This is a genomic window from Pseudomonas sp. CFBP 8772, assembly GCF_014841665.1.
Taxonomy (GTDB): Bacteria; Pseudomonadota; Gammaproteobacteria; order Pseudomonadales; family Pseudomonadaceae; genus Aquipseudomonas; species Aquipseudomonas graminis_B.
On record NZ_JACYUI010000009.1, the window covers coordinates 87,245 to 110,264 of the forward strand.

Annotated in this window: 18 protein-coding genes and 4 tRNA genes; 4 read left to right on the forward strand and 18 right to left on the reverse strand. The window is 62.1% G+C overall.

Annotation, left to right across the window (positions count from 1 at the left end):
- Positions 1 to 31 precede the first annotated feature (31 nt).
- The 4 genes from IFT99_RS18450 to IFT99_RS18465 all read right to left on the reverse strand — a co-directional run bounded on the left by IFT99_RS18450 (position 32) and on the right by IFT99_RS18465 (position 4,385).
- Positions 32 to 1,345: an MFS transporter gene (locus tag IFT99_RS18450; protein ID WP_192134165.1), complete on the reverse strand. Its 1,314-nt coding sequence runs from the start codon at positions 1,343 to 1,345 to the stop codon at positions 32 to 34.
- Between the two features lie 180 nt (positions 1,346 to 1,525).
- A complete protein-coding gene (gene dgoD / locus IFT99_RS18455) occupies positions 1,526 to 2,674 on the reverse strand; it encodes a galactonate dehydratase (protein WP_065986272.1) in 1,149 nt (382 codons plus the stop codon).
- Positions 2,675 to 2,728: 54 nt separating this feature from the next.
- On the reverse strand, positions 2,729 to 3,364 hold the full coding sequence (locus tag IFT99_RS18460) for a 2-dehydro-3-deoxy-6-phosphogalactonate aldolase (RefSeq protein ID WP_065986271.1): 636 nt from the start codon (positions 3,362 to 3,364) through the stop codon (positions 2,729 to 2,731).
- 1 nt (position 3,365) lies between these two features.
- Positions 3,366 to 4,385, reverse strand: a complete 1,020-nt coding sequence (locus IFT99_RS18465) for a 2-dehydro-3-deoxygalactonokinase (RefSeq protein ID WP_192134167.1) — start codon at positions 4,383 to 4,385, stop codon at positions 3,366 to 3,368.
- Between the two features lie 391 nt (positions 4,386 to 4,776).
- On the opposite strand from IFT99_RS18465, the gene IFT99_RS18470 reads away from it, so the two are divergent.
- On the forward strand, positions 4,777 to 5,910 hold the full coding sequence (locus tag IFT99_RS18470; protein WP_192134169.1) for an acyltransferase family protein: 1,134 nt from the start codon (positions 4,777 to 4,779) through the stop codon (positions 5,908 to 5,910).
- 1,096 nt (positions 5,911 to 7,006) lie between these two features.
- Here IFT99_RS18470 and asd read toward each other — a convergent pair.
- From asd to leuC, 4 genes are all read right to left on the reverse strand, one after another.
- Entirely contained in the window at positions 7,007 to 8,119 is a 1,113-nt protein-coding gene (gene asd, locus IFT99_RS18475; protein ID WP_065986059.1) for an aspartate-semialdehyde dehydrogenase, read from the reverse strand.
- Between the two features lie 81 nt (positions 8,120 to 8,200).
- Positions 8,201 to 9,283: a 3-isopropylmalate dehydrogenase gene (leuB, locus tag IFT99_RS18480; protein ID WP_192134171.1), complete on the reverse strand. Its 1,083-nt coding sequence runs from the start codon at positions 9,281 to 9,283 to the stop codon at positions 8,201 to 8,203.
- 148 nt (positions 9,284 to 9,431) lie between these two features.
- Positions 9,432 to 10,070 carry a 3-isopropylmalate dehydratase small subunit gene (gene leuD / locus IFT99_RS18485; RefSeq protein ID WP_065986057.1) on the reverse strand — a complete coding sequence of 213 codons (639 nt, stop codon included), beginning with the start codon at positions 10,068 to 10,070 and terminating at the stop codon, positions 9,432 to 9,434.
- A gap of 10 nt (positions 10,071 to 10,080) precedes the next feature.
- Positions 10,081 to 11,505: a 3-isopropylmalate dehydratase large subunit gene (leuC, locus tag IFT99_RS18490; RefSeq protein ID WP_192134173.1), complete on the reverse strand. Its 1,425-nt coding sequence runs from the start codon at positions 11,503 to 11,505 to the stop codon at positions 10,081 to 10,083.
- Positions 11,506 to 11,660: 155 nt separating this feature from the next.
- On the opposite strand from leuC, the gene IFT99_RS18495 reads away from it, so the two are divergent.
- Complete coding sequence (locus tag IFT99_RS18495; protein ID WP_192134175.1) at positions 11,661 to 12,557, forward strand: LysR family transcriptional regulator; 897 nt, start codon at positions 11,661 to 11,663, stop codon at positions 12,555 to 12,557.
- A gap of 51 nt (positions 12,558 to 12,608) precedes the next feature.
- Here the strand turns inward: IFT99_RS18495 and IFT99_RS18500 are convergent, their stop codons facing one another.
- From IFT99_RS18500 to gltX, 9 genes are all read right to left on the reverse strand, one after another.
- Positions 12,609 to 13,052 carry an Hsp20 family protein gene (locus IFT99_RS18500; protein WP_192134177.1) on the reverse strand — a complete coding sequence of 148 codons (444 nt, stop codon included), beginning with the start codon at positions 13,050 to 13,052 and terminating at the stop codon, positions 12,609 to 12,611.
- A 114-nt stretch (positions 13,053 to 13,166) separates the two neighbouring features.
- Positions 13,167 to 14,126, reverse strand: a complete 960-nt coding sequence (locus IFT99_RS18505) for a tRNA dihydrouridine synthase (protein ID WP_065986053.1) — start codon at positions 14,124 to 14,126, stop codon at positions 13,167 to 13,169.
- 76 nt (positions 14,127 to 14,202) lie between these two features.
- On the reverse strand, positions 14,203 to 14,643 hold the full coding sequence (locus IFT99_RS18510) for an acyl-CoA thioesterase (RefSeq protein WP_192134178.1): 441 nt from the start codon (positions 14,641 to 14,643) through the stop codon (positions 14,203 to 14,205).
- A gap of 277 nt (positions 14,644 to 14,920) precedes the next feature.
- Positions 14,921 to 15,460 (reverse strand): TetR/AcrR family transcriptional regulator, encoded by a 540-nt coding sequence (locus IFT99_RS18515; protein ID WP_192134180.1) that lies wholly within the window; start codon positions 15,458 to 15,460, stop codon positions 14,921 to 14,923.
- A 197-nt stretch (positions 15,461 to 15,657) separates the two neighbouring features.
- A tRNA-Glu gene (locus tag IFT99_RS18520) sits at positions 15,658 to 15,733 on the reverse strand.
- A 53-nt stretch (positions 15,734 to 15,786) separates the two neighbouring features.
- Positions 15,787 to 15,862, reverse strand: a tRNA-Ala gene (locus IFT99_RS18525).
- Between the two features lie 51 nt (positions 15,863 to 15,913).
- Positions 15,914 to 15,989, reverse strand: a tRNA-Glu gene (locus IFT99_RS18530).
- A gap of 83 nt (positions 15,990 to 16,072) precedes the next feature.
- Positions 16,073 to 16,148, reverse strand: a tRNA-Ala gene (locus IFT99_RS18535).
- 217 nt (positions 16,149 to 16,365) lie between these two features.
- Positions 16,366 to 17,847, reverse strand: coding sequence for a glutamate--tRNA ligase (gene gltX / locus IFT99_RS18540; RefSeq protein WP_065986050.1), 1,482 nt, complete (start codon positions 17,845 to 17,847; stop codon positions 16,366 to 16,368).
- Between the two features lie 257 nt (positions 17,848 to 18,104).
- On the opposite strand from gltX, the gene IFT99_RS18545 reads away from it, so the two are divergent.
- Both IFT99_RS18545 and IFT99_RS18550 read left to right on the forward strand, forming a co-directional pair.
- A complete protein-coding gene (locus tag IFT99_RS18545) occupies positions 18,105 to 19,160 on the forward strand; it encodes an HlyD family secretion protein (protein WP_192134182.1) in 1,056 nt (351 codons plus the stop codon).
- A gap of 49 nt (positions 19,161 to 19,209) precedes the next feature.
- Positions 19,210 to 20,700 (forward strand): DHA2 family efflux MFS transporter permease subunit, encoded by a 1,491-nt coding sequence (locus tag IFT99_RS18550; protein WP_192134327.1) that lies wholly within the window; start codon positions 19,210 to 19,212, stop codon positions 20,698 to 20,700.
- Between the two features lie 259 nt (positions 20,701 to 20,959).
- On the opposite strand, the gene uvrB is transcribed toward IFT99_RS18550, so the two are convergent.
- Entirely contained in the window at positions 20,960 to 22,975 is a 2,016-nt protein-coding gene (uvrB, locus tag IFT99_RS18555) for an excinuclease ABC subunit UvrB (protein ID WP_065986047.1), read from the reverse strand.
- Positions 22,976 to 23,020: the final 45 nt, after the last annotated feature.

The window sequence follows — 23,020 nt, forward strand, 5'->3', positions numbered from 1 at the left end:
TGACGTCCCTCATTCCGTATCGACACGGCCATCACAACTCGATGCGTTCCACCTTGCCCACCAACAGGATGTAGGACAACGCCCCGAGCAACGCGAGAACGGCAATGTAGGTGATCGCCGGCGCAAAGGAATCACCCGACGCCAGGAAACCGATCACGATTGGCGTGGCGATCGCCGCCAGGTTGCCGATCAGGTTGAACGTGCCGCCGGTCAGCCCCAACAGCCGCGCCGGGGCGAGGGTCGAGACCAGCGACCAGGTGATCGACGCCAGGCCGTTGCCGAAAAACGCCAGCGCCAGGAACGCAATTACCAGCGGAGTCGAATCGACGTAGTTGGCGCCGATGATCGAGGTGGAGATCAACAGGCCGGCGATGATCGGCGTCTTGCGTGCGAAGCCGACGGTGTAGCCGCGACGGATCAGCCAGTCGGAGAAGAACCCGGAGCAGAGCACGCCGACGAACGCTGCGAGAAACGGCAGCGACGCCAGCAGGCCGGACTTGATGAAGTCCATGCCGCGGTATTTGACCAGGTAGGTCGGGAACCAGGTGAGGAAGAACCACAGCGTCGAGTTCAGGCAGAACTGGCCCAGGTAGATGCCCCACAGCTTGCGTTTGGTCAGCACGATGCCGAGGTCCTGCCAGCTAAAACCGCTTTTGCGTTTCGAGGCATCGGTCTGCATGTCGACCAGACCGCCGCCGTCCTTGATCAGGTCGATCTCACCCTGGTTGATGCCTTTGAAGTCACGCGGTTCGCGATAGACCATGTACCAGATGGCCGCCCAGAGCACGCCGACGCCACCGGTGGCCACGAACACCATGTGCCAGCCGTAGCGGGTCTGCAGCCACGCGAGCACAGGGGTGAGGAATGCCAGGCCGACGAATTGGCCGGAGGTGTAAAAGCCTACGGCGGTGGCGCGTTCTTTCTCCGGGAACCAGGCGGTGACGACTCGGCTGTTGATCGGATACGCCGGGGCCTCCAGCGCGCCGACGGCCATGCGCAGGAAGAACAAGCCGATGAAGCTGCCGACGAAGCCGAGGAAGATGGTCGCGATGGACCACAGCGCCAGCGCGACGGTGTAAAGGATGCGCGGCGGCACGCGATCCACCAGCCAGCCGCCGGGCAGTTGCATGGCGGCGTAGGTCCAGCCGAACGCGGAAAAGATCAGCCCGACGTGCACCGGATCGATGCCCAGCTCGCTGGTCAGTGCGGGCGCGGCGATGGACAGGTTGCTGCGGTCGAGGTAGTTGATCACCACGGTAATGAACAGCAGCACCATGATGAAAAAGCGTTTGCGGGTCGGCGTGGCGGTGGTCGCCCGCGCCTGGGTTGCGGTCTGTGTGCGCAAGGGAAGTGCCTCTTTTTATGGTTATCTGAGGTCTGGAGTGTCATAAATTGATTGTTCCCACGCTCTGCGTGGTAACACTGCTCTGGACGCTCTGCGTCCGGCAGTCGACGCCGAGCGTCGGGGGATGCATTCCCACGCGGAGCGTGGGAACGATCAGTCGGGCTCAAGCCCGGGGAGCAATCACCACTCGGCAAAGCTGCCGTCGGCATGGCGCCAGATCGGGTTGCGCCAGCGGTGGCCGATGGCGGCGCGTTCCTTGACGTACTCTTCGTTGATCTCAATGCCCAGGCCCGGCCCGTTCGGGATCTTCACCATGCCCTTGTCGTAGTCGAAGACTTCCGGGTTCTTGATGTAGTCGAGCAGGTCGTTGCTTTCGTTGTAGTGAATCCCCAGGCTCTGCTCCTGAATGAACGCGTTGTAGCAAACGGCGTCCAGTTGCAGGCACGCGGCCAGCGCGATCGGGCCCAACGGGCAATGCAGCGCCAGCGCCACGTCATAGGCTTCGGCCATGTTGGCGATCTTGCGCGTTTCGGTGATGCCGCCGGCGTGGGAAGCATCCGGCTGGATGATGTCGACATAGCCTTCGCTTAACACGCGCTTGAAATCCCAGCGGGAGAACAAACGCTCGCCCAGGGCAATCGGCGTGCTGGTCAACGGCGCCAGTTCCTTCAGCGCTTCGTAGTTCTCGCTGAGCACCGGCTCTTCGATGAACATCAGCTTATACGGGTCCAGCTCTTTCATCAGCACCTTGGCCATCGGCTTGTGCACACGACCGTGGAAGTCGACGCCGATGCCGACGTTCGGGCCCACGGCATCGCGCACGGCGGCGACGTTGGCCAGGGCCAGATCAACCTTGTCGAAGGTGTCGAGGAACTGCAGCTCCTCGGTGCCGTTCATTTTCACCGCAGTGAACCCACGCTCCACCGCTTCTTTTGCCGCACGCGCGGTGTCCGCCGGACGGTCGCCGCCGATCCACGAGTACACCCGAATCTTGTCGCGCACCTGGCCGCCAAGCAGGTCGCTGACCGACACGCCCAGCGCCTTGCCCTTGATGTCCCACAGCGCCTGATCGATGCCCGCCAGCGCGCTCATGTGGATGGCGCCGCCCCGGTAGAAGCCGCCGCGATACAGCACGGTCCAGATGTCTTCGATGTTGCGGGGGTCTTTGCCGATCAAATAGTCGGACAGTTCCTCAACCGCTGCAGCCACGGTGTGGGCGCGGCCCTCGACCACAGGCTCGCCCCAACCGGTGACGCCCTGGTCGGTTTCGACTTTCAGGAAGCACCAGCGCGGCGGAACGATGTACGTCGTGAGTTTGGTGATTTTCATGTTTTGTCTCTCTTATTCAAAAACACATGCTCGATGGCGCAACGAGCGGGTGGGTCACTGGTTGTTTGCTGGCTTGTGCTGGTTCCAGGCGTCCACGTAGGCCTTGGCGCTCTTGGCAACGTCCTCGGCGCTCATGCCCGGCTTGAACAGCCCCGAACCCAGGCCGAAACCGGAAACACCGGCATCGAGGAACACTTTCATGTTGTCCGGGGTGATGCCACCGACCGGAATCAGCGCCGTGCCGGCCGGCAACACCGCCAGCCAGGCCTTGACCACCGCCGGGCCCATTTGCTCGGCAGGGAACATCTTCAGCACGTCGGCGCCTTCGGCCAGGGCGGCGAAGGCTTCGGTCGGCGTCGCCACGCCCGGAGAAAGGAACAGGCCTTCGGCTTTTGCCGCGCGCAGCACCTTCGGATCGCTGTGGGGCATGACGATAACCTGGCCGCCGGCCTCCTTGACCTGGCGCACTTGCTCCGGCGTCAGCACCGTGCCCGCACCGATCAGGCAATCGGCGGGCAGGCTCTGACGCAGCAAGCGGATGCTGTCGTACGGCTGCGGGGAATTGAGCGGCACTTCGATGACGCGGAAACCGGCGGTGTACAGGACATCACCGATGGCCGGCGCTTCTTCGGGGCGCAGGCCGCGCAGAATCGCGACCAGACCGTTTTGCACGAGGGCTTGCTTGAGCATGTCAGTTCTCTACGTGAAGGGGCCGGGCAGCGGCCGAAGAGGAGGATTGAATCAGACCGGCCTGCACCGCGACCTGCCACAGACCGCGCTCGGTGGCCTGTTCAGCCAGGGTCACTTGGGCGAAACCGTTGGCATCGAGGGCGCGCTGATAGCGAGCGATGAGCGCGTCGCTGCCGATCAGGATGACGGCGGGCAGCTGCGCGTCGGCCTGGCGCAGCAGCTGTGCCAGCGCGACGATTTCGTGGCCGATTAACAGGCCGGACAGGTAATCGGATTGAGCGGAGCCGGACAGCACGCCGGTCAAGCCGAGGGTGCGGCAACTGAAGATGGTCGACAGCGGACCTGCCGCACCGTTGGCCGACCGCGACACCGCCACGCCTCGGTCAAACGCTTCGGCGTCGAAGGTGTCGCTGCGCTGCATCGTGCGGCCGAGAATGGTGTGGCTGGACAGCGCGGCGTAGACCTCGCCGGTCATGAAGGTGTCGAAATGCTCGATCCGGCCGTCCACCGCCCTCACCCACTTCGAGTGGCTGCCGGGCAGGCCGATCAACAGGGGTCTGGCGGCTTCGCTGGCGGGCAGCGCGTCGACGAGAATACCCAAGACTTGGGTCTCTTCGCCGCGCATCACGTTGGGCAGCTCGGAGCGCTGCAGGATGCCGGGAATGATGTGAACGTCGACGCCGCGCACGCTGCGCACCGTGACCAACGCAGAGCTAAGCGCTGCGACGCTGGCGGGCGTCTGCTGATAGACCGCCTCGCGCCAGCCCTGAGCACTGCCGACCATCCCGCAGGCGATCACCGGCAGCGTCGGTTCGGCGTCGAGCCAGTCGCCGCAGGCTTCGTCGAAAGCGAGTTCGAATCCGTCGGAAACCTGCTGCCCGCCGATCAAGCGAGGCGTCGATGGCAACTGCATGATGCCCGCGCTGAGCGAACGTTGTTCCAGTACCCGGCCGTGTTCGCCGAGTCGATATGCGCGAAGGGAGGTCGTCCCCCAATCGAGCGCGATCAATTGCGCCTGCATGGCTTCACCTGATTGTTATTAATGAGTGAATGCGGAGCGGACTATAAACCGGTTGCGCCGGAAATCTCAATATATAACGAGTTATCCCATATATAGGGATTCTCCCGTCTTGGGTGGTCAGATCTTGATGAATGCCTGTTCCGAAGGAGGTTGCGGTTCGGGCATACTGCTGCCCCTCTGGCAAAACTTTCACGAAACCAGTGTTAGCTTCTGCCTCCAGCCTGCGGTGCGTCACCTCCTGTTTTTCACACTGCTTGCGCCACTCATCAGCCCCAGCGCCGAAGGTGGTAACTTTCGTGCTCGCCCAGCCTTACGTTCTCTGCCCTGCACGCCTGCCGGCGCCTGTTCGCGTGCCCGCGCGCTTGACTCATCTGAAACAAGGACCCTCAAGATGAAGCGATTCCTCGTGCTCGACAGCCTGCGCGGTCTCTGCGCCCTGACGCTGATTGTTCATCACTCGCACATCGAGCGAAGCATCACGGAGTTGTCGTTTTTCCGTAACGCCAGTCAGTTCGCCGGCCTGTTCTTCGCCCTGAGCGGGTTTCTGATTTACCGGCGCTACGTCGGCACGCTGAACACCCCGCGGCAGTTGGGCGACTTCATGATTGCCCGCGCCGGGCGGGTCATGCCGCTGCATATCGCGGTGCTGGTGTTCTTCATCGGTTTCGAGTGTTTGAAACTGGTGCTGGAGCGCTATGGGCTGCTGTTGAATTTCCCGGCGTTCAGCGGTGACCGCGCGCCTGGGGAAATTCTTCCAAACCTTTTGCTGATTCAAGCCTGGTGGCCGGGCTTCAATGCGCTGTCGTTCAACTATCCGTCGTGGTGGGTCAGCGTCGCGTTTTACCTGTGGCTGATCTTCGGGCTGGTCTGCTACGCGCTGCCGGGGATGGCGCGGGCGATTTTCACGCTGCTGGGGGGGTTGGCGTTTGTCGGGTTGTTCGCGGATTCCGTCCTGCTGACGCGCTATGTGTTGTGGGGCGCGGCCTGTTTCTTTGCGGGCACGGTGACGTATCGGCTGTACGCGAGGCTGCGGAATTTCGCGCCGGGGGTGGTGCTGGGCAGTGTGCTTGAGGTGGGGGTTTTGGCGACTATCGGCTGGCTGATGGTGGACGGCCAAGCCCCGATGACGATTGAGCTGGCGCTGCTGTTTTGCCTGGCGATTCTGGTGTTCGCCTGGGAGGCTGGTGCGGTGTCGCGGCTGTTGCAGGTGCGGGTGTTTCCGGCGCTGGGCCGGTTGTGGCTGTCGATTTACCTGACCCATGCGGCGGTGATTTTCGTCGTCGCGACGGGATTGACGGTGGCCGCGAAGTTCGGCGGTTATCCGCTGTTGGTGGACAAACCGGGGGAGATTCCGGGGTCGCTGGTGCGGTATCTGAGTACGGGCAGTGCGCTGAACGACAACCTGTTGATGTTGCTGGTGGTGGTGGCGGTTGTGGTGGTTTCGATGTTGGCTCATCGCTTCATCGAGGTGCCGGGGATGCGGTTTTGTACGGGGTTAAGATCAAGATCAAGGGCGTCGGCCTAACGGCCTCGGTTTCGCCTTCGGCGAGTTACTTGGAAAGGCACCCCAAGTAACCAAGGGTGCTTGCTCTCGGTTTGGCCCTTCCTTCGTCAGGGTTCCTTCACTCCGGTCCCGCTCCGTGGGCCCGCCGCCATCCGCCATCCATGGCGGGGGGCGGCTCTCGCGGCATCCATGCCGCTCGGCCCACGGAGCGAGACCTGCGTTCAGCCTGCACCAAAGTCGCTATTGGCGGTGGCTGGACCTTTTGTGTTTGAAGGGCAAAAGCAGATCAAGAGCAAGATCAAAAGCTTCCCGGCTGAAGCCAGTCCTACAGGAGACCGCGTGCATACAGTGGGACCGGCTTCAGCCGGGAAAGCGTCGGTGGGCGCGCCGCGAAATTGATGGTGAATGAACCGGCCCCTTCCCGGCTAAAGCCAGTCCTACCAACAGAACGCGCGCATCTGTGGGACCGGCTTCAGCCGGGAAAGCGTCGGTGGGCGCGCCGCGAAATTGATGGTGAATGAGCCGGCCCCTTCCCGGCTAAAGCCAAGTCCCACTAACAGACCGCGAGCACCCGTTGGACCGGCTTCAGCCGGGAAAGCATCGGTGGGCGCGCCGGGAAATTGATGGTGAATGAGCCGGCCCCTTCCCGGCTAAAGCCAGTCCCACCAACAGAACGCGCGCACCCGTAGGACCGGCTTCAGCCGGGAAGCTGTTGATCTTGATCTTCTACGCAGCAAGTCCAGACGACACCCATCGCGACTTGGGTGCAGGCTGAACGGAGGTCTCGCGGAGTGGGTCGAGCCGCAGGGATGCGGCGAGAGCGCCGTCAGGGCATGGATGCCCGTTCGGCGCGGGCCCTCGGAGCGGGACCGGAGTGAGGGGATTCCGACGAAGGAGGAACCAAACCAGGAGCAAGCACCCTTGGTTACTTGGGGATGGTGCGACTTTCGACTTTTCCAAGTAACTCGCCGAAGGCGAAACGTCTGCCCTTAGGCAGACGCTCTTGATCCTGGCGTACTAACTCAAGCCGCAGATCCGGGGACAGATTAATTTACGGTGAAGCTATGTAAATAAATCAGTCCCCTACGAGAATAAATCAGTCCCCTACGAGCAGTGATTACCGCTCGAGCAGAATACGAAGCATCCGACGCAACGGCTCCGCCGCGCCCCACAACAACTGGTCGCCCACGGTAAATGCGCCCAGATACTGCGAACCCATATTCAACTTACGCAGACGCCCCACCGGAATATTCAACGTCCCGGTCACCGACGTCGGGCTCAGCTCCTGAATGCTCGCTTCGCGATTATTCGGCACCAGCTTCACCCAGGGATTGTGCTGACTGATCATCCCCTCGATGTCAGCGATTGGCACATCCTTGTTCAGCTTGATGGTCAGCGCCTGACTGTGGCAACGCATCGCACCGATGCGCACGCAAATGCCGTCCACCGGAATCGGGCTCTTGAAACGACCCAGAATTTTGTTCGTCTCCGCCTGCCCTTTCCACTCCTCGCGGCTCTGACCGTTCGGCAGCTCCTTGTCGATCCACGGGATCAGACTGCCCGCCAGCGGCACCCCGAAATTCTCGGTCGGGAAACCCTCGCCGCGCATCGCGTCAGCCACTTTGCGATCGATGTCCAGAATCGCACTGGCAGGGTTCGCCAGCTCATCGGCCACCGACGCATTGATCGCGCCCATCTGCTTGATCAACTCACGCATGTTCTGCGCACCGGCGCCGGAAGCGGCCTGATACGTCATGACGTTCATCCACTCCACCAGACCGGCCTCGAACAGCCCGCCCAGGCCCATCAGCATCAGGCTGACGGTGCAGTTGCCGCCGATGTAATTCTTGGTGCCGGCATCCAGCTGCTGGTCGATGACCTTGCGGTTGACCGGATCAAGGATGATCACCGCATCGTCCTGCATGCGCAGGGACGACGCTGCGTCGATCCAGTAACCCTGCCAGCCCGCTTCACGCAACTTGGGGAAGACTTCGTTGGTGTAGTCGCCGCCCTGGCAGGTCAGCACCACGTCCAGGGTCTTGAGCTCGTCGATGCTGTAGGCATCTTTCAGCGGCGCGACGTCCTTGCCCACCGACGGGCCTTGGCCGCCGACGTTGGAGGTGGTGAAAAAAACCGGCTCAATGAGATCGAAATCCTGCTCTTCCAGCATGCGCTGCATGAGCACGGAACCGACCATCCCGCGCCAACCGACCAGACCTACACGTTTCATCGCAACTACACCTTAATTAAAAGTGGGGCCCCGACCGCAGAGAGCCACTGGGCTCAACCTGACAGTCGTGGGCCCGAGATATTACAGATTGCGCAGCGCGGCGACTACGGCGTCGCCCATTTCCTGCGTACCGATCCGGGCATTGCCCTCAGACCAGATGTCGCCGGTGCGCAAGCCCTGATCCAGCACCAGGCTCACGGCTTTCTCGATGGCGTCGGCAGCGGTGTGCTCGTTGAAGCTGTAACGCAGCATCATCGACACCGACAGAATCGTCGCCAGCGGGTTGGCCACGCCTTTGCCGGCGATGTCCGGGGCCGAACCGTGGCAAGGCTCGTACATGCCCTTGTTGTTCGAATCCAGCGACGCCGACGGCAGCATGCCGATGGAGCCGGTGAGCATCGACGCTTCGTCGGAGAGGATGTCGCCGAACATGTTGTCGGTGACGATCACGTCGAACTGCTTCGGTGCGCGGACCAACTGCATGGCAGCGTTGTCGACGTAAATGTGGCTGAGTTCAACGTCCGGGTAATCCTTGGCTACCTGTTCGACGATTTCACGCCACAACTGGCTGGACGCAAGCACATTGGCCTTGTCCACCGAGCAGAGCTTCTTGCCGCGCACACGGGCCATGTCGAAGCCGACGCGGGCGATGCGGCGGATCTCGCTTTCGCTGTAGGGCAACGTATCGTAGGACTGACGCTCGCCGTTTTCCAGCTCGCGGGTGCCACGCGGGGCGCCGAAGTAGATACCGCCGGTCAACTCACGGACGATGAGGATGTCCAGGCCGGCGACGATTTCAGGCTTCAGACTGGACGCATCGGCCAGTTGCGGATACAGAATCGCCGGACGCAGGTTGGCGAACAGGCCCAGTTGCGAGCGGATCTTCAGCAGGCCGCGCTCCGGACGGATGTCGCGGTCGATGGCGTCCCATTTCGGGCCGCCAACGGCGCCGAGCAGCACGGCATCAACGGCGCGAGCGCGCTCGAGGGTTTCATCTGCCAGTGGTACGCCGTGTTTGTCGATGGCCGCGCCGCCGATAACGTCGTGGCTCAGTTCGAAACCCAGCTGATATTTCTCGCTGGCCAGTTCCAGCACCTTGACCGCCTCGGCCATGATCTCCGGACCGATACCATCACCTGGGAGAATCAGAATCTGCTTGCTCATAAAACCCTCGTTTCAGAATACGTGTCGAGCCGGTGATCGGTGCCGACTCGGGAGCGGCAAGCTCCAAGCGGTGAGCTGCAAGAATCAGCAGTCACACCGCGGTCAATTTGCCGCTTGCAGCTTGAAGCTTGAAGCTAATAACTGCCCCTCAGCGAAACAGCCACGGCTGCGAAGCGCGATGCTTGCTCTCGAACGCGGCAATCGCCTCGCCGTCCATCAGGGTCAGGCCGATATCGTCCAGGCCGTTGAGCAGGCAGTGCTTGCGGAAGGCGTCGATTTCAAAGTGGTAGACCTTGCCATCTTCACGGGTCACGGTCTGGGCTTGCAGGTCCACGTTCAACTGGTAGCCCGGCGTCGCCTCGACCACTTTGAACAGCTCATCGACTTCGCTTTCGCTCAGGATGATCGGCAGCAGGCCGTTCTTGAAGCTGTTGTTGAAGAAGATGTCAGCGTAGCTCGGCGCAATGATGCTGCGAAAACCGTACTCTTCCAGCGCCCATGGGGCGTGCTCACGGCTCGAGCCGCAGCCGAAGTTTTCCCGGGCCAGCAGGACGCTGGCGCCCTGGTAACGCTCGGCGTTGAGCACGAAATCCGGGTTCAGCGGACGCTTGCTGTTGTCCTGATACGGCTGACCCACGTCGAGGTAGCGCCACTCGTCAAACAGGTTCGGGCCAAAGCCGGTCCGGCGGATCGACTTCAGGAACTGCTTGGGGATGATCTGATCGGTGTCGACGTTGGCGCGATCCAGCGGAGCGACCAGACCGGTGTGTTGGGTAAAAGGCTTCATACGGGGCTCCTTATGCCTGGCTCATGGTGCGAACGTCGACGAAACGGCCGCTGACCGCAGCCGCTGCTGCCATCGCCGGGCTGACCAGGTGAGTACGCCCACCGGCGCCCTGACGGCCTTCGAAGTTGCGGTTGGAGGTGGACGCGCAGTGCTCGCCGCTCTCCAGGCGGTCCGGGTTCATCGCCAGGCACATCGAGCAGCCCGGCTCTCGCCACTCAAAGCCGGCTTCGATGAAGACCTTGTCCAGCCCTTCCCGCTCGGCCTGTTCTTTCACCAGACCCGAGCCTGGCACGACGATCGCCTGCTTGATGGTCGACGCCACTTTGCGGCCTTTGGCGATGTCCGCTGCGGCGCGCAGGTCCTCGATCCGCGAGTTGGTGCACGAACCGATGAACACGCGATCCAGCTGAATGTCGGTGATCGCCTGATTGGCTTTCAGGCCCATGTACTTCAAGGCGCGCTCGATCGAGCCACGCTTGACCAGATCGGCTTCCTGCGCCGGATCGGGCACATGCTGATCCACGGCCACGACCATTTCCGGCGACGTGCCCCAGCTGACTTGCGGTTTGATCTGGGTCGCGTCGAGCTCAACCACGGTGTCGAACACCGCGTCGTCGTCGGACACCAGGTCTTTCCAGGCCTCGACGGCTGCGTCCCACTGCTCGGCAGTCGGTGCGAAAGGACGACCCTTCACGTAGGCAATGGTCTTTTCATCGGTCGCCACCAGACCCACACGGGCGCCGGCTTCGATGGACATGTTGCAGATGGTCATGCGGCCTTCGACGGACAGGTCGCGAATGGCGCTGCCGGCGAATTCGATGGCATGGCCGTTGCCGCCGGCGGTGCCGATCTTGCCGATGATGGCGAGGACGATGTCCTTGGCCGTGACGCCGAACGGCAGCTTGCCTTCGACCTTCACTTGCATGTTCTTCATTTTCTTCGCGACCAAACACTGAGTCGCGAGGACGTGCTCGACCTCGGAAGTGCCGATGCCGTGGGCCAGCGCGCCGAATGCGCCGTGGGTGGACGTATGCGAGTCGCCGCAGACCACGGTCATGCCCGGCAAGGTCGCGCCCTGCTCCGGGCCGATCACGTGAACGATGCCCTGACGGATGTCGTTCATCTTGAATTCGGTGATGCCGTACTCGTCGCAGTTGTCATCCAGGGTCTTGACCTGCAAGCGCGACACTTGATCGACGATGGCGTCGACGCCGTCCTTGCGGTCGGGGGTGGTCGGCACGTTATGGTCGACGGTGGCGACGTTGGCGTCGATGCGCCATGGTGTGCGTCCGGCCAGGCGCAAGCCTTCGAAAGCCTGAGGCGACGTCACTTCGTGGATGATGTGACGGTCGATGTAGAGCAGCGCAGAGCCATCGTCGCGCTGCTTGACCAAATGCGAATCCCAGAGCTTGTCGTAGAGCGTTTTGCCGGCCATCAGACGGTTCCTCATCAGCGTATTTCTATGCCCCGGCCGCCGATGTCGAGATGACACCGTAAAGACCCTTGGCTTGTGGGGGTGATGCTATGGAATATGCTTAAATAACTCAAATTCATATTTTTCATGCTTTGCATAACCAACAGGAATCCGAGATGGATCTGGCTAATCTCAATGCCTTCATTGCCATCGCCGAGATGGGCAGCTTCTCGGCCGCTGGCGAGCGCCTGCACCTGACTCAGCCGGCGGTCAGCAAGCGCATCGCCGGTCTGGAGCAGCAACTGGACGTGCGGCTTTTTGATCGGCTGGGCCGTGAGGTCAGTCTGACCGAAGCCGGACGCGCCCTGCTCCCCCGCGCTTATCAGATCCTCAATGTGCTGGACGACACCCGTCGCGCGCTGACCAACCTGACCGGCGAGGTCACCGGGCGGCTGACTCTGGCGACCAGTCACCACATCGGTTTGCACCGGTTGCCTACGCTGTTAAGGGCGTTTACCAAGACCTACCCGGACGTCGCGCTGGACATTCAGTTTCTCGATTCGGAAGTGGCCTACGAAGAAATCCTCCACGGCCGTGCGGAGCTGGCGGTGATCACCTTGGCACCCGAGCCCCACGCGCTGGTGAAAGCCGTCAAGGTCTGGGACGACCCGCTGGATTTCGTCGCCGCGCCCGAGCACCCGCTGGCGACCCGGAAAAACGTCAGCCTGGCCGACCTCGCCCGCTACCCGGCGGTGTTTCCGGGCGAGAACACCTTCACCCACCACATCGTCAGCGAGCTCTGTGAGTCGCAGGGGCTGAAGCCGAATATCGCCATGAGCACCAACTATATGGAGACGATCAAGATGATGGTGTCCATCGGACTGGCCTGGAGCGTGCTGCCCCGGACCATGCTCGACGAGCAAGTCACCCCCATCCCGTTGCCGGGTGTCCAGTTACGGCGGCAGTTGGGGTATATCGTCCACACCGAACGCACGCTGTCTAACGCGGCGCGGGCGTTCATGGCGCTGCTGGATGCGCAAGCTGCAGGGCTGGAGCAATCGCCCGCGCGCTGAGCGCGCACAAAAAAGGCGCCCCGCAGGGCGCCTTCTCACGCTGACTCTGGTTCAGTGAGTCAGGGTTTTCTGGGCATTGATCTGGATGCGTTTTGGCTTGGCCTCTTCAGGCACCAGACGCAGCAGGTCAATGTTCAACAGGCCATTGGCCAAAGCAGCGTTCTTGACCTCAATGTGGTCAGCCAGGCGGAACGACAGCTTGAAGGCACGCTGGGCGATGCCCTGGTGCAGAAAGGTCACGCCTTCCGCCATATTCTCGCGCTTGTTGCCGGTGACGGTCAGTACGCCCTTCTCGACTTGCAGCTCCAGGTCTTCCTCCTGGAAACCCGCTGCCGCGATGACAATGCGGTATTGGTGATCAGCGTGTTTCTCGACGTTGTAGGGAGGGTAGCTGCTGGCCGACTCGTTGCGCGCCGCCGACTCGAACAGGTCATTGAAGCGGTCAAAGCCAACGGAGTGACGGAACAGTGGAGCCAGGGAAAATGCAGTAGTCATCTGAAAATCTCCTGATAAATCAGCAAGTGGTTATCGCCGCGACCCGACTTCGGCATCGCGTAATCCCAAAATAGGGACGGCCATTTGCGTTTCAAGAGTCGTGCAAAAAAATTTTCAGGCGGCTTCCGGCACGCTCACACCGAGCATCTGGCTGATCCGCTCGCAGTCGGTTTCGCGGCGCAGGGCATCGAACAGGACGGTCGCTTCGGGGTAGCTTTTGGTGAGCAGGACCACCCACTGCTTGAGGCGGCCCGGCGCTTGAACGCGGGTCATCTTGGCCATGGCCTGCAACCAGAAATCCCGCAGCAGGGGCTGCAATTCGGCCCAAGTCATGGGGATGACCTCACGCCCGGCTTGCGCCGCGGCGATCTGCCGGCCCAGGTCCGGACGCGCCACCAGACCGCGGCCGATCATGATGTCGCGGGCGCCACAGATCTCCCGGCAGCGGCGCCAGTCGTCGACGGTCCAGATCTCGCCGTTGGCGATAATCGGAATCTTCACCACGTCCTGAATCTTGCCAATCCACTCCCAGTGCGCCGGCGGCTTGTAGCCGTCGACCTTGGTGCGGGCGTGGACGACGATGTGCTCCGCGCCGCCCGCTTCCAGGGCCCGGGCGCAATCCAGCGCCGGTTCAGTGCTGTCGTAGCCCAGGCGCATCTTGGCGGTGACCGGAATGTGCGCAGGCACGGCGCGGCGTACGTGACTGAGGATGGTGTGCAGCAGCTCCGGCTCCTTGAGCAACACCGCCCCGCCTCGGGATTTGTTGACGGTCTTGGCGGGGCAGCCAAAATTCAGGTCGATGACCGGCGCCCCCAGTTCGGCCGCGAAGGCTGCGTTCTCGGCCAGACATACTGGGTCCGACCCCAGTAGCTGCACACGCAAGGGCACGCCGGCGCGGGTCTTCGAGCCCTGCAACAGCTCGGACGCGAGCTTGTGGAAGTAATGCTCCGGCAACACGCGCTCGGTCACCCGGATGAATTCGGTCACGCACCAGTCGATGCCGCCGACTTGGGTCAGCACGTCACGCAGGATGTCGTCGACCAGGCCTTCCATGGGTGCCAGGGCAATTTGCATGGGGTCACACTCGAAAAAAAGTCCGGCAGTTTACGCAGAGGCCGGCGGATTGGATACGGTTTACGCGCGCCGAGCGTCAGGAGACCGCGCTGTGCAAGCCTGCGGCGTAGCCGTCGATGAACTCGCTCGGCATGCGCTTGGGTTTGCCCGACGACAGTTCGATGCAGACGAAGGTGGTCTGCGCGCGCAGCAAGGTCACGCCATCACTGGGCCGCTTGAGCTGGAAGCGCCGGGTCATTTTCAGGCGTTGATCCCAGTCGACGATCCAGGTCGCCAGTTGCAGTTCGTCATCCTGATAGGCGCTGGCCAAGTAGTCGATCTCATGCCGCACCACGGCCATGGCCCGGTCGAGTCGACGGTACTCGGTCAGGTCCAGGCCCAGTTGCTGGGAATGCCGCCATGCGCAGCGTTCGAGCCAGGTGACATACACCGCGTTGTTGGCGTGACCCAGGCCGTCGATATCCTCCTCGCCCACCTGCAGATCGATGACGAACGGCGTTGCCAGATCCCAGACCATTTCTTAATGCCCTATCAAATTCATCACCCGGGCAGTGTAACTAAAAGCATCGGACAAGAAATGGTCCAGCCGGGGACAGATTAATTTACGGTGAAGCGATGTAAATAAATCAGTCCCCTCAGCCGCCGAGTCCCCTCAGCCGCCGGAAGCCAGTCCTACGGGGTGCGTGGGAGTTCTGTAGGACTGGCTTTAGCCGGGAAGGCTTCGGATGTCACGCTGCAAAATTGCGGGTGCCCACGCTGGCCTCTCCCCGGCTGAAGCCGGTCCTACAATGGCATCACAGCACCGCGGACTTCGCCGCCCGGAGCACGCGGTCTGATAGTTCACCGGGCCCCAGGGCTCGGGCGAGGGCCAGGCCGCCGACCATCAATGCGATATCGGCCAGGGTCTTGTCGGATTCTTCAGGGCTGGCAGCGAGCTGTGCCACCATCAGTTCGACGTGTTCCGCCAGGGCGTTGCGAAAATCCTCGGACAGACGCGCCATCTCCCCGATCGCTGTCGGCAACGGGCACGCGTGCTCTTCGGCGTCGCGATGCCTGCGCGACAGGTAAAACGCGGCCAGCAGCGCGCGACGCTCCTCACCCGGCAATTGACCGTCGATGCCGGCGACCATCTCACGGCGTTCCGCCAGCAACTGGCGGAACGCTTCAAGCATCAGCGCTTCCTTGCTGTCGAAATGCGCGTAGAAGCCGCCTACCGTCAGCCCGGCTGCGCCCATGATCTCGTTGACGCTGGGTTCGATCGGGCCGCGGGCGATCAACGCGGTGCTGGCAGCTGTGAGAATGCGTTCGCGGGTCTGTGCTTTTTTATCGTTCATGACCGCCTCCGGGATAATGGCGATAATATTATCCTCATCATGTGCATTGGCAAGGACGACACCGGTGCTTGGGATGAACGATGGGCAGATGAACGAAGAGAGAGGCAAAGAAAGGCAGGGTCTGGAACCAAACCCCGGAAAAACAAAAGGGTCATTCAATAATCGAATGACCCTTGGTCTCGCAGAGCGAGAAATCGTGGCGTCCCCTAGGGGACTCGAACCCCTGTTACCGCCGTGAAAGGGCGGTGTCCTAGGCCACTAGACGAAGGGGACGCAAAACCTTCGAGCAGATTCGCCGATGACAACTGACGAACCCTGGCAGAAATTGGTGGAGCTAAGCGGGATCGAACCGCTGACCTCCTGCATGCCATGCAGGCGCTCTCCCAGCTGAGCTATAGCCCCGGATTTACGCCTCTCGGCGGAGATCAGCTCTAAAGCCTCACTCGGTAAAACTGGCGTCCCCTAGGGGACTCGAACCCCTGTTACCGCCGTGAAAGGGCGGTGTCCTAGGCCACTAGACGAAGGGGACGTAACCCTTGCGTACCGCCTCGGTGCTGGTTCCGGAGCGGGACAAACTTCAAGGCAGTAAAGCAAACCTTGAAGCTTCTAATTTGGTGGAGCTTAGCGGGATCGAACCGCTGACCTCCTGCATGCCATGCAGGCGCTCTCCCAGCTGAGCTAAAGCCCCACAATACACTTACGTAGAACGCCGCGTTACCGCGTATTTCTGCGTTGCCGTGTGGACGGGGCGCATATTAAGTGCGACCCACAAAGCTGTCAAACTCTTTTTCAAACAATTCCAAAAGAATTTTCCGGGATAACAATCACTTACCGCCTCCCGGAAAACCGGCCCACGCCGGCCAACGGGCCATCGCTCAATGGCCCTGGCTAGTTCAGGTGGTCACTCAGCCGATGGCGCCGAGCAGCTTCTCCCATTCTTTGTTCTCTTTCTTCGACACCCCGCCCAGCATGTCCAGCGCCTGGCGCAGACGGAAACGGGTCAGGTCCGGGCCCAGAATCTCCATGGCGTCGGTGACCGATACCGAATTCGCCTGACCGGTGATGGCGGCGAACATCAGTGGCATGGCGTCCCGCAGCTTCAGTTCCAGGTGCTCGACCACTGCCTGAATGCAACCGGTGATCTTGTCCTTCTCCCACTGACGCAGGGACTCCAGCTTCCACAGAATCAGCTGGATGACCTGACGCACCTGTTCCGGCGACAGCTTCTTGTGTTCGAACAGCTTCGCGTCCGGCGTCACGCCACCGGCGAAGAAGAAGCCGCCCAGCGGTGCGATCTGGCTGAACGTCTCGACGCGGCCCTGAACGTGGGGGGCGATCTTCATCATGTAGTCGCTGTTGAACGCCCACTTCTGCACGCGGGTGGCGAACTCTTCCACCGGCAGCTCACGCAGCCATTGGCCGTTGAGCCACGACAGTTTCTCGATGTCGAAGATCGGCCCGCCCAGGGACACGCGGGTCAGATCGAAGTGTTCGACCATTTCGTCCAGCGAGAACTTTTCGCGCTCGTCGGGCATCGACCAGCCCATGCGACCGAGGTAGTTGAGCATCGCTTCCGGCATGAAGCCCATGCGCTCGTAGAACGTCACCGAAGTCGGATTCTTGCGCTTGGAGAGTTTGCTCTTGTCCGGGTTACGCAGCAGCGGCATGTAGCACAGCGCCGGCTTTTCCCAGCCGAAGTACTCGTAGAGCAGGATCAGCTTCGGTGCCGACGGCAGCCACTCTTCGCCGCGCAGCACGTGGGTGATGCCCATCAGGTGGTCGTCGACGACGTTGGCCAGGAAGTAGGTCGGCAGGCCGTCGGTCTTCATCAGGACCTGCATGTCCATGCGGTCCCACGGGATTTCGACTTCGCCACGGAGGATGTCCGGTACCACGCAGACGCCTTCGCTCGGCACCTTCATGCGGATCACATGGGGTTCGCCGGCGGCCAGGCGGCGCTCGACTTCTTCTTTCGACAGCAGCAGCGCGCGGCCGTCGTAGCGCGGGGTTTCGCCCCGGGCGGTCTGCTCGGCGCGCATCTGGTCCAGCTCTTCAGCGGTGCAGAAGCACGGGAAGGCATGACCGGCGTCGACCAGTTCCTGCACGTACTTCTTGTAGATGTCGCCGCGCTCGCTCTGGCGATACGGACCATGGGGACCGCCGACGTCGGGGCCTTCGCTCCACTCGATGCCAAGCCAGCGCAGGGCGTCGAAAATCTGTTGTTCGGACTCGCGGGTCGAGCGCAGTTGATCGGTGTCTTCAATGCGCAGGATGAATTCGCCGCCATGCTGCTTGGCGAAGCAATAGTTGAACAGCGCGATGTAGGCCGTGCCAACGTGGGGGTCGCCGGTGGGCGATGGCGCGATGCGGGTGCGAACGGTGGTCATGGAAAATCCCGGATAGGTCGAACAAGCCGCGAATGTTAACAGGCGCGGGCTGCGCGGCTCCAGCGCGGACGCTTGATGGAGCGCAGAATCGTGGTAATGGCAGGACAGGCAGCCACGCCCTCGCCGCCCGGCACACGTCGCCACGCGTGTTGCAACGAATGCCGCGCCATCAGTGGCGGTCATGATCGCGACGATGGCTAGGTGCCAGACCGCCAACCCTGATAAATTTGCGTACATTCCAATAATCCAGAACGCCCATGCCCGCCCAACTCAAGCGCCGCCTGTTCATCTTCTTCGGGGTGGTCCTGCTGATCGCCCTCGCCTTCTTCGCCCAGTGGTACCTGAAAGGACGCTTTCACGAGTCCACCGACAACGCCTACGTGCAGGGTGAAATCACCCGGGTGTCCAGCCAGCTTGGCGCGCGGATCAACGAGGTGTTGGTGCAAGACAACCAGCACGTGGAAAAAGGCCAGTTGCTGGTGCGGCTTGAGCCGGATGATTTTCGCCTTGCCATCGACCGGGCCCAAGCGACCCTGGCAACCCGCGAAGCGGAGCGCCTGCAGGCACAGAGTCGCTTGACCCAGCAGTCGAGCCTGATCGCCGCCAGCGATGCGCAGGTGCAAGCGAATCAGGCGACCCTCGGGCGCACGCAACTGGACCTGGCGCGGCTGCAAAAGCTGCGCACCCCGGGCTTCGTCTCGGAAGCCCAGGTGACCACCATGACCGCCGACAGCAACGTCGCCCGCTCCCAGGTCACCAAGGCCCAGGCCGATGCCCAGAGTCAGCGCCAGCAGGTCAACGCGCTGAACGCCGAGATCAAGCGCCTCGACGCGCAGATCGCCACCGCTCGAGCCGACCTGGTCCAGGCGCAGATTAATGTGCAGCGCACCGAGATCCACTCGCCCCTCAGCGGGCTGGTCGGCCAGAGGGCGGCGCGCAGTGGCCAGTTCGTTCAGGCCGGCGCGTATCTGCTGTCGATCGTGCCGGACCAGGACATCTGGGTGCAGGCCAATTTCAAGGAAACCCAGATCGAGCACATGGAGATCGGTCAGGTCGGCCAGCTGACCTTCGACAGCTTTCCCGGCACGCCCATCGAGGGCCGCGTCGACAGCCTGTTTGCCGCCTCCGGTGCGCAGTTCAGCCTGCTGCCGCCGGACAACGCCACCGGCAACTTCACCAAAGTCGTGCAGCGCATCCCGGTCAAGCTGACTTTCGCGCCGGACAACCCGCTGCACGGCAAGATCCGCCCGGGCATGTCGGTGACCGTTTCAGTCGATATCCGGCCGCCGAACGACGCCCGACATGGCCAGTGACGAGCTGATCCGCCCGGTTGGCGAACCGACCCGGCGCGACTGGATTGCCGTGATGAGCGTCATGCTTGGCGCGTTCATGGCGGTCCTCGATATCCAGATCACCAACTCGTCGCTCAAGGACATTCAGGGCGCGCTGTCGGCGACACTGGAAGAAGGCTCGTGGATTTCCACCTCGTACCTCGTCGCGGAAATCATCATGATCCCGCTGACGGCCTGGTTGGTGCAGTTGCTCTCGGCGCGGCGCCTGGCGGTCTGGGTGTCGGTGGGGTTTCTGCTGTCGTCCCTGCTCTGCTCGATGGCCTGGAGCCTGGAGAGCATGATCGTCTTCCGTGCCCTGCAGGGCTTCACCGGCGGCGCGCTGATCCCGCTGGCGTTCACCCTGACCTTGATCAAACTGCCGGAGCATCACCGGGCCAAAGGTATGGCGCTGTTCGCCATGACCGCCACCTTCGCCCCGTCCATAGGCCCGACCCTGGGCGGCTGGCTGACGGAGAACTTCGGCTGGGAGTACATCTTTTACATCAACATCCCGCCAGGGCTGGTGATGATCGGCGGCCTGCTCTACGGACTGGAGAAAAAGGCGCCCCACTGGGAATTGCTCAAGAGCACCGACTACGCCGGCATCCTCACCCTGGGGGTCGGGCTGGGTTGCCTGCAGGTGTTTCTTGAAGAGGGGCATCGCAAGGACTGGCTGGAATCGAACCTGATCGTCAGCCTGGGCAGCATTGCGCTGGTGAGCCTGATCAGCTTCGTGATCATTCAGTTTTCCAAGGACAAACCGCTGATCAACCTGGGCATTCTCGGCAACCGCAATTTTGGGCTGTCGAGTATTTCCAGCGTGGGCATGGGCGTCGGACTGTATGGCTCGATCTATCTGCTGCCGCTGTACCTGGCGCAGATTCAGGGCTACAACGCCCAGCAGATCGGTGAGGTGATCATGTGGATGGGCGTGCCCCAGCTGTTTCTGATTCCGCTGGTGCCGCAACTGATGAAGGTGATCTCGCCGAAGCTGCTGTGTACGCTGGGGTTTGGCTTGTTCGGGCTGGCGAGCTTTTCGTCCGGCGTGCTCAATCCGGATTTCGCCGGGCCGCAGTTCAATCAGATTCAGCTCGTGCGGGCGCTGGGTCAGCCGCTGATCATGGTGACTATTTCGCTGATCGCCACAGCGTTCATTCAGCCCCAGGACGCGGGGTCGGCGTCGAGCCTGTTTAACATTCTGCGGAATCTGGGCGGCGCCATCGGCATTGCGCTGCTGGCGACGTTGCTGGACGCGCGGACCAAGACCTACTTCGACTATTTGCGCGAGTCGATCTCCCCCGCCAACCCGCAAGTCGCCGAACGCATGGCGATGCTCACCGACCGGTTGGGCAGTGAAACGGCGGCGTTGGGCAAGCTCAGCGAGATCGCCCATCAACAGGCGGCGATCATGGCCTACAACGACGCGTTTCATTTTGTCGGGATTGCGCTGGGGGTGAGCATGCTGGCGGTGCTGTTGACGCGGAAGTTGCCTTCGGGGGTCGAGAGTGGCGCGGCGCATTAAGCCGCCCTGAAACGCCGAGAACGCATTCGTGAGCAAGCTCACTCCCACAAGGTTCAGCGGCGTGACCGAGATGCCAAGTCGAACACAACCCCTGTGGGAGCGAGCTTGCTCGCGAAAGCGTCGGCACATCCGCCGCATCTCCATCTGCAGGACCAGCCTTCGTGAGCAACCTCACTCCCACAAGGCCCAGCGGCGTGGCCGAGATTCCAAGTCAACCGGGATCGTGTGGGAGCGCCACCCCGGTCACTCCCGCGAGTCCTCAAACTGCCAGCAGGCGCTCGCGCAGTTTGCCGATCTCGTCACGCATTTGTGCCGCGGCTTCGAACTCCAGGTCGCGGGCCAGTTGGTACATCTTCTCTTCCAGCTGACGAATGCGTTTGGTGATTTCGCTCGGCGAGCGCAGTTCGGCCTCGTACTTGGCGTTCTCTTCGGCGGCTTTGGCCATGCCTTTGCGCTTCTTGCTGCGCGAGCCGGGCACGGTGGCGCCTTCCATGATGTCGGCGACGTCCTTGATCACGCTTTTCGGCGTGATGCCGTTGGCCAGGTTGAACGCGATCTGCTTTTCGCGACGACGATCGGTTTCTTCGATCGCACGCTCCATGGACCCCGTGATGCGATCGGCGTACAGGATCGCGCGGCCGTTGAGGTTACGCGCGGCCCGGCCGATGGTCTGGATCAGCGAGCGCTCGGAACGCAGGAAGCCTTCCTTGTCGGCATCCAGAATCGCCACCAGCGACACCTCCGGCATGTCCAGGCCTTCGCGCAGCAAGTTGATCCCCACCAGCACATCGAAGGTGCCCAGCCGCAGGTCGCGGATGATCTCGACGCGCTCGACGGTGTCGATGTCCGAGTGCAGGTAACGCACGCGCACGCCGTGGTCGGCCAGGTAATCGGTGAGGTCTTCGGACATGCGCTTGGTCAGCGTGGTCACCAGCACCCGCTCCTCGATCGCCACGCGCTTGTGGATCTCCGAGAGCAGGTCGTCGACCTGAGTCAGCGCCGGACGGATCTCGATCTGCGGGTCGACCAGACCGGTCGGCCGCACCACTTGCTCGACGATGCGGCCCGCGTGCTCGGCTTCGTAGTTACCCGGCGTCGCTGAGACGAAAATGGTCTGCGGGCTGACGTTTTCCCACTCATCGAAACGCATCGGCCGGTTGTCCAGCGCCGATGGCAGGCGGAAACCGTATTCCACCAGCGTCTCTTTGCGCGAACGGTCGCCCTTATACATGGCCCCGACCTGGGGCACGCTGACGTGGGATTCGTCGATCACCAGCAGCGCGTCAGCGGGCAGGTAGTCGTAGAGCGTTGGCGGCGGCGCGCCAGACGGACGCCCGGACAGGTAGCGCGAGTAGTTTTCGATGCCGTTGCAGTAACCCAGCTCGAGGATCATCTCCAGGTCGAAACGGGTGCGCTGCTCCAGACGCTGGGCTTCCACCAGCTTGTTGGCGCCCCGCAGGTATTCCAGACGCTCGTTCAGCTCGACCTTGATGCCTTCCATCGCCTCCAGCAGCGTTTCCCGCGGGGTCACGTAATGGCTCTTCGGGTAGAAGGTGAAGCGCGGCAGTTTGCGAATCACCTCCCCGGTCAGCGGATCGAAGGCAGAAAGGCTCTCGACCTCATCATCGAACAGCTCGATGCGGATGGCTTCCAGGTCCGATTCCGCCGGGAACACGTCGATCACGTCGCCGCGCACCCGGAAGGTCGCCCGGGCGAAATCCATGTCGTTGCGGGTGTATTGCAGGTCGGCCAGGCGACGCAGCAAAGCGCGCTGGTCGAGCTTGTCGCCGCGATCCACATGCAGAACCATGCGCAGGTAGGTTTCCGGACTGCCCAGACCATAAATGCACGACACCGTGGTGACGATGATCGAGTCTTTGCGCTCCAGCAGCGCTTTGGTCGCGGAAAGGCGCATCTGCTCGATGTGGTCGTTGATCGACGCATCCTTCTCGATGAAGGTGTCCGACGACGGCACGTAGGCTTCCGGCTGGTAGTAGTCGTAGTAGGAAACGAAGTACTCGACCGAGTTGTTCGGAAAAAAGGCCTTGAACTCGCCGTACAGCTGGGCGGCCAGGGTCTTGTTCGGCGCCAGCACCAGGGTCGGGCGCTGCACTTGCTGAATGACGTTGGCGATGCTGAAGGTCTTGCCCGAACCGGTTACACCGAGCAGGGTCTGGTGCGACAGGCCGGCGTCGATGCCTTCAACCAACTGACGAATCGCCTCCGGTTGATCGCCGGCCGGCTCAAAACGGGTAACGAGCTGAAACTCGGACATAACGTACCTCTGGAGGGGCCACTGCCGGATGAATCCCGCAGCAAC

Coding starts and splice junctions, on each gene's coding strand:
- leuD (WP_065986057.1), bottom strand. CDS start 10,070: ATGAAGCCTTTTACCCAACACACCGGTCTGGTCGCTCCGCTGGATCGC.
- IFT99_RS18500 (WP_192134177.1), bottom strand. CDS start 13,052: ATGACTACTGCATTTTCCCTGGCTCCACTGTTCCGTCACTCCGTTGGC.
- IFT99_RS18505 (WP_065986053.1), bottom strand. CDS start 14,126: ATGCAAATTGCCCTGGCACCCATGGAAGGCCTGGTCGACGACATCCTG.
- IFT99_RS18465 (WP_192134167.1), bottom strand. CDS start 4,385: ATGCAGGCGCAATTGATCGCGCTCGATTGGGGGACGACCTCCCTTCGC.
- IFT99_RS18495 (WP_192134175.1), top strand. CDS start 11,661: ATGGATCTGGCTAATCTCAATGCCTTCATTGCCATCGCCGAGATGGGC.
- leuB (WP_192134171.1), bottom strand. CDS start 9,283: ATGAGCAAGCAGATTCTGATTCTCCCAGGTGATGGTATCGGTCCGGAG.
- gltX (WP_065986050.1), bottom strand. CDS start 17,847: ATGACCACCGTTCGCACCCGCATCGCGCCATCGCCCACCGGCGACCCC.
- leuC (WP_192134173.1), bottom strand. CDS start 11,505: ATGGCCGGCAAAACGCTCTACGACAAGCTCTGGGATTCGCATTTGGTC.
- asd (WP_065986059.1), bottom strand. CDS start 8,119: ATGAAACGTGTAGGTCTGGTCGGTTGGCGCGGGATGGTCGGTTCCGTG.
- IFT99_RS18470 (WP_192134169.1), top strand. CDS start 4,777: ATGAAGCGATTCCTCGTGCTCGACAGCCTGCGCGGTCTCTGCGCCCTG.
- IFT99_RS18460 (WP_065986271.1), bottom strand. CDS start 3,364: ATGCTCAAGCAAGCCCTCGTGCAAAACGGTCTGGTCGCGATTCTGCGC.
- IFT99_RS18545 (WP_192134182.1), top strand. CDS start 18,105: ATGCCCGCCCAACTCAAGCGCCGCCTGTTCATCTTCTTCGGGGTGGTC.
- IFT99_RS18510 (WP_192134178.1), bottom strand. CDS start 14,643: ATGGTCTGGGATCTGGCAACGCCGTTCGTCATCGATCTGCAGGTGGGC.
- dgoD (WP_065986272.1), bottom strand. CDS start 2,674: ATGAAAATCACCAAACTCACGACGTACATCGTTCCGCCGCGCTGGTGC.
- uvrB (WP_065986047.1), bottom strand. CDS start 22,975: ATGTCCGAGTTTCAGCTCGTTACCCGTTTTGAGCCGGCCGGCGATCAA.
- IFT99_RS18515 (WP_192134180.1), bottom strand. CDS start 15,460: ATGAACGATAAAAAAGCACAGACCCGCGAACGCATTCTCACAGCTGCC.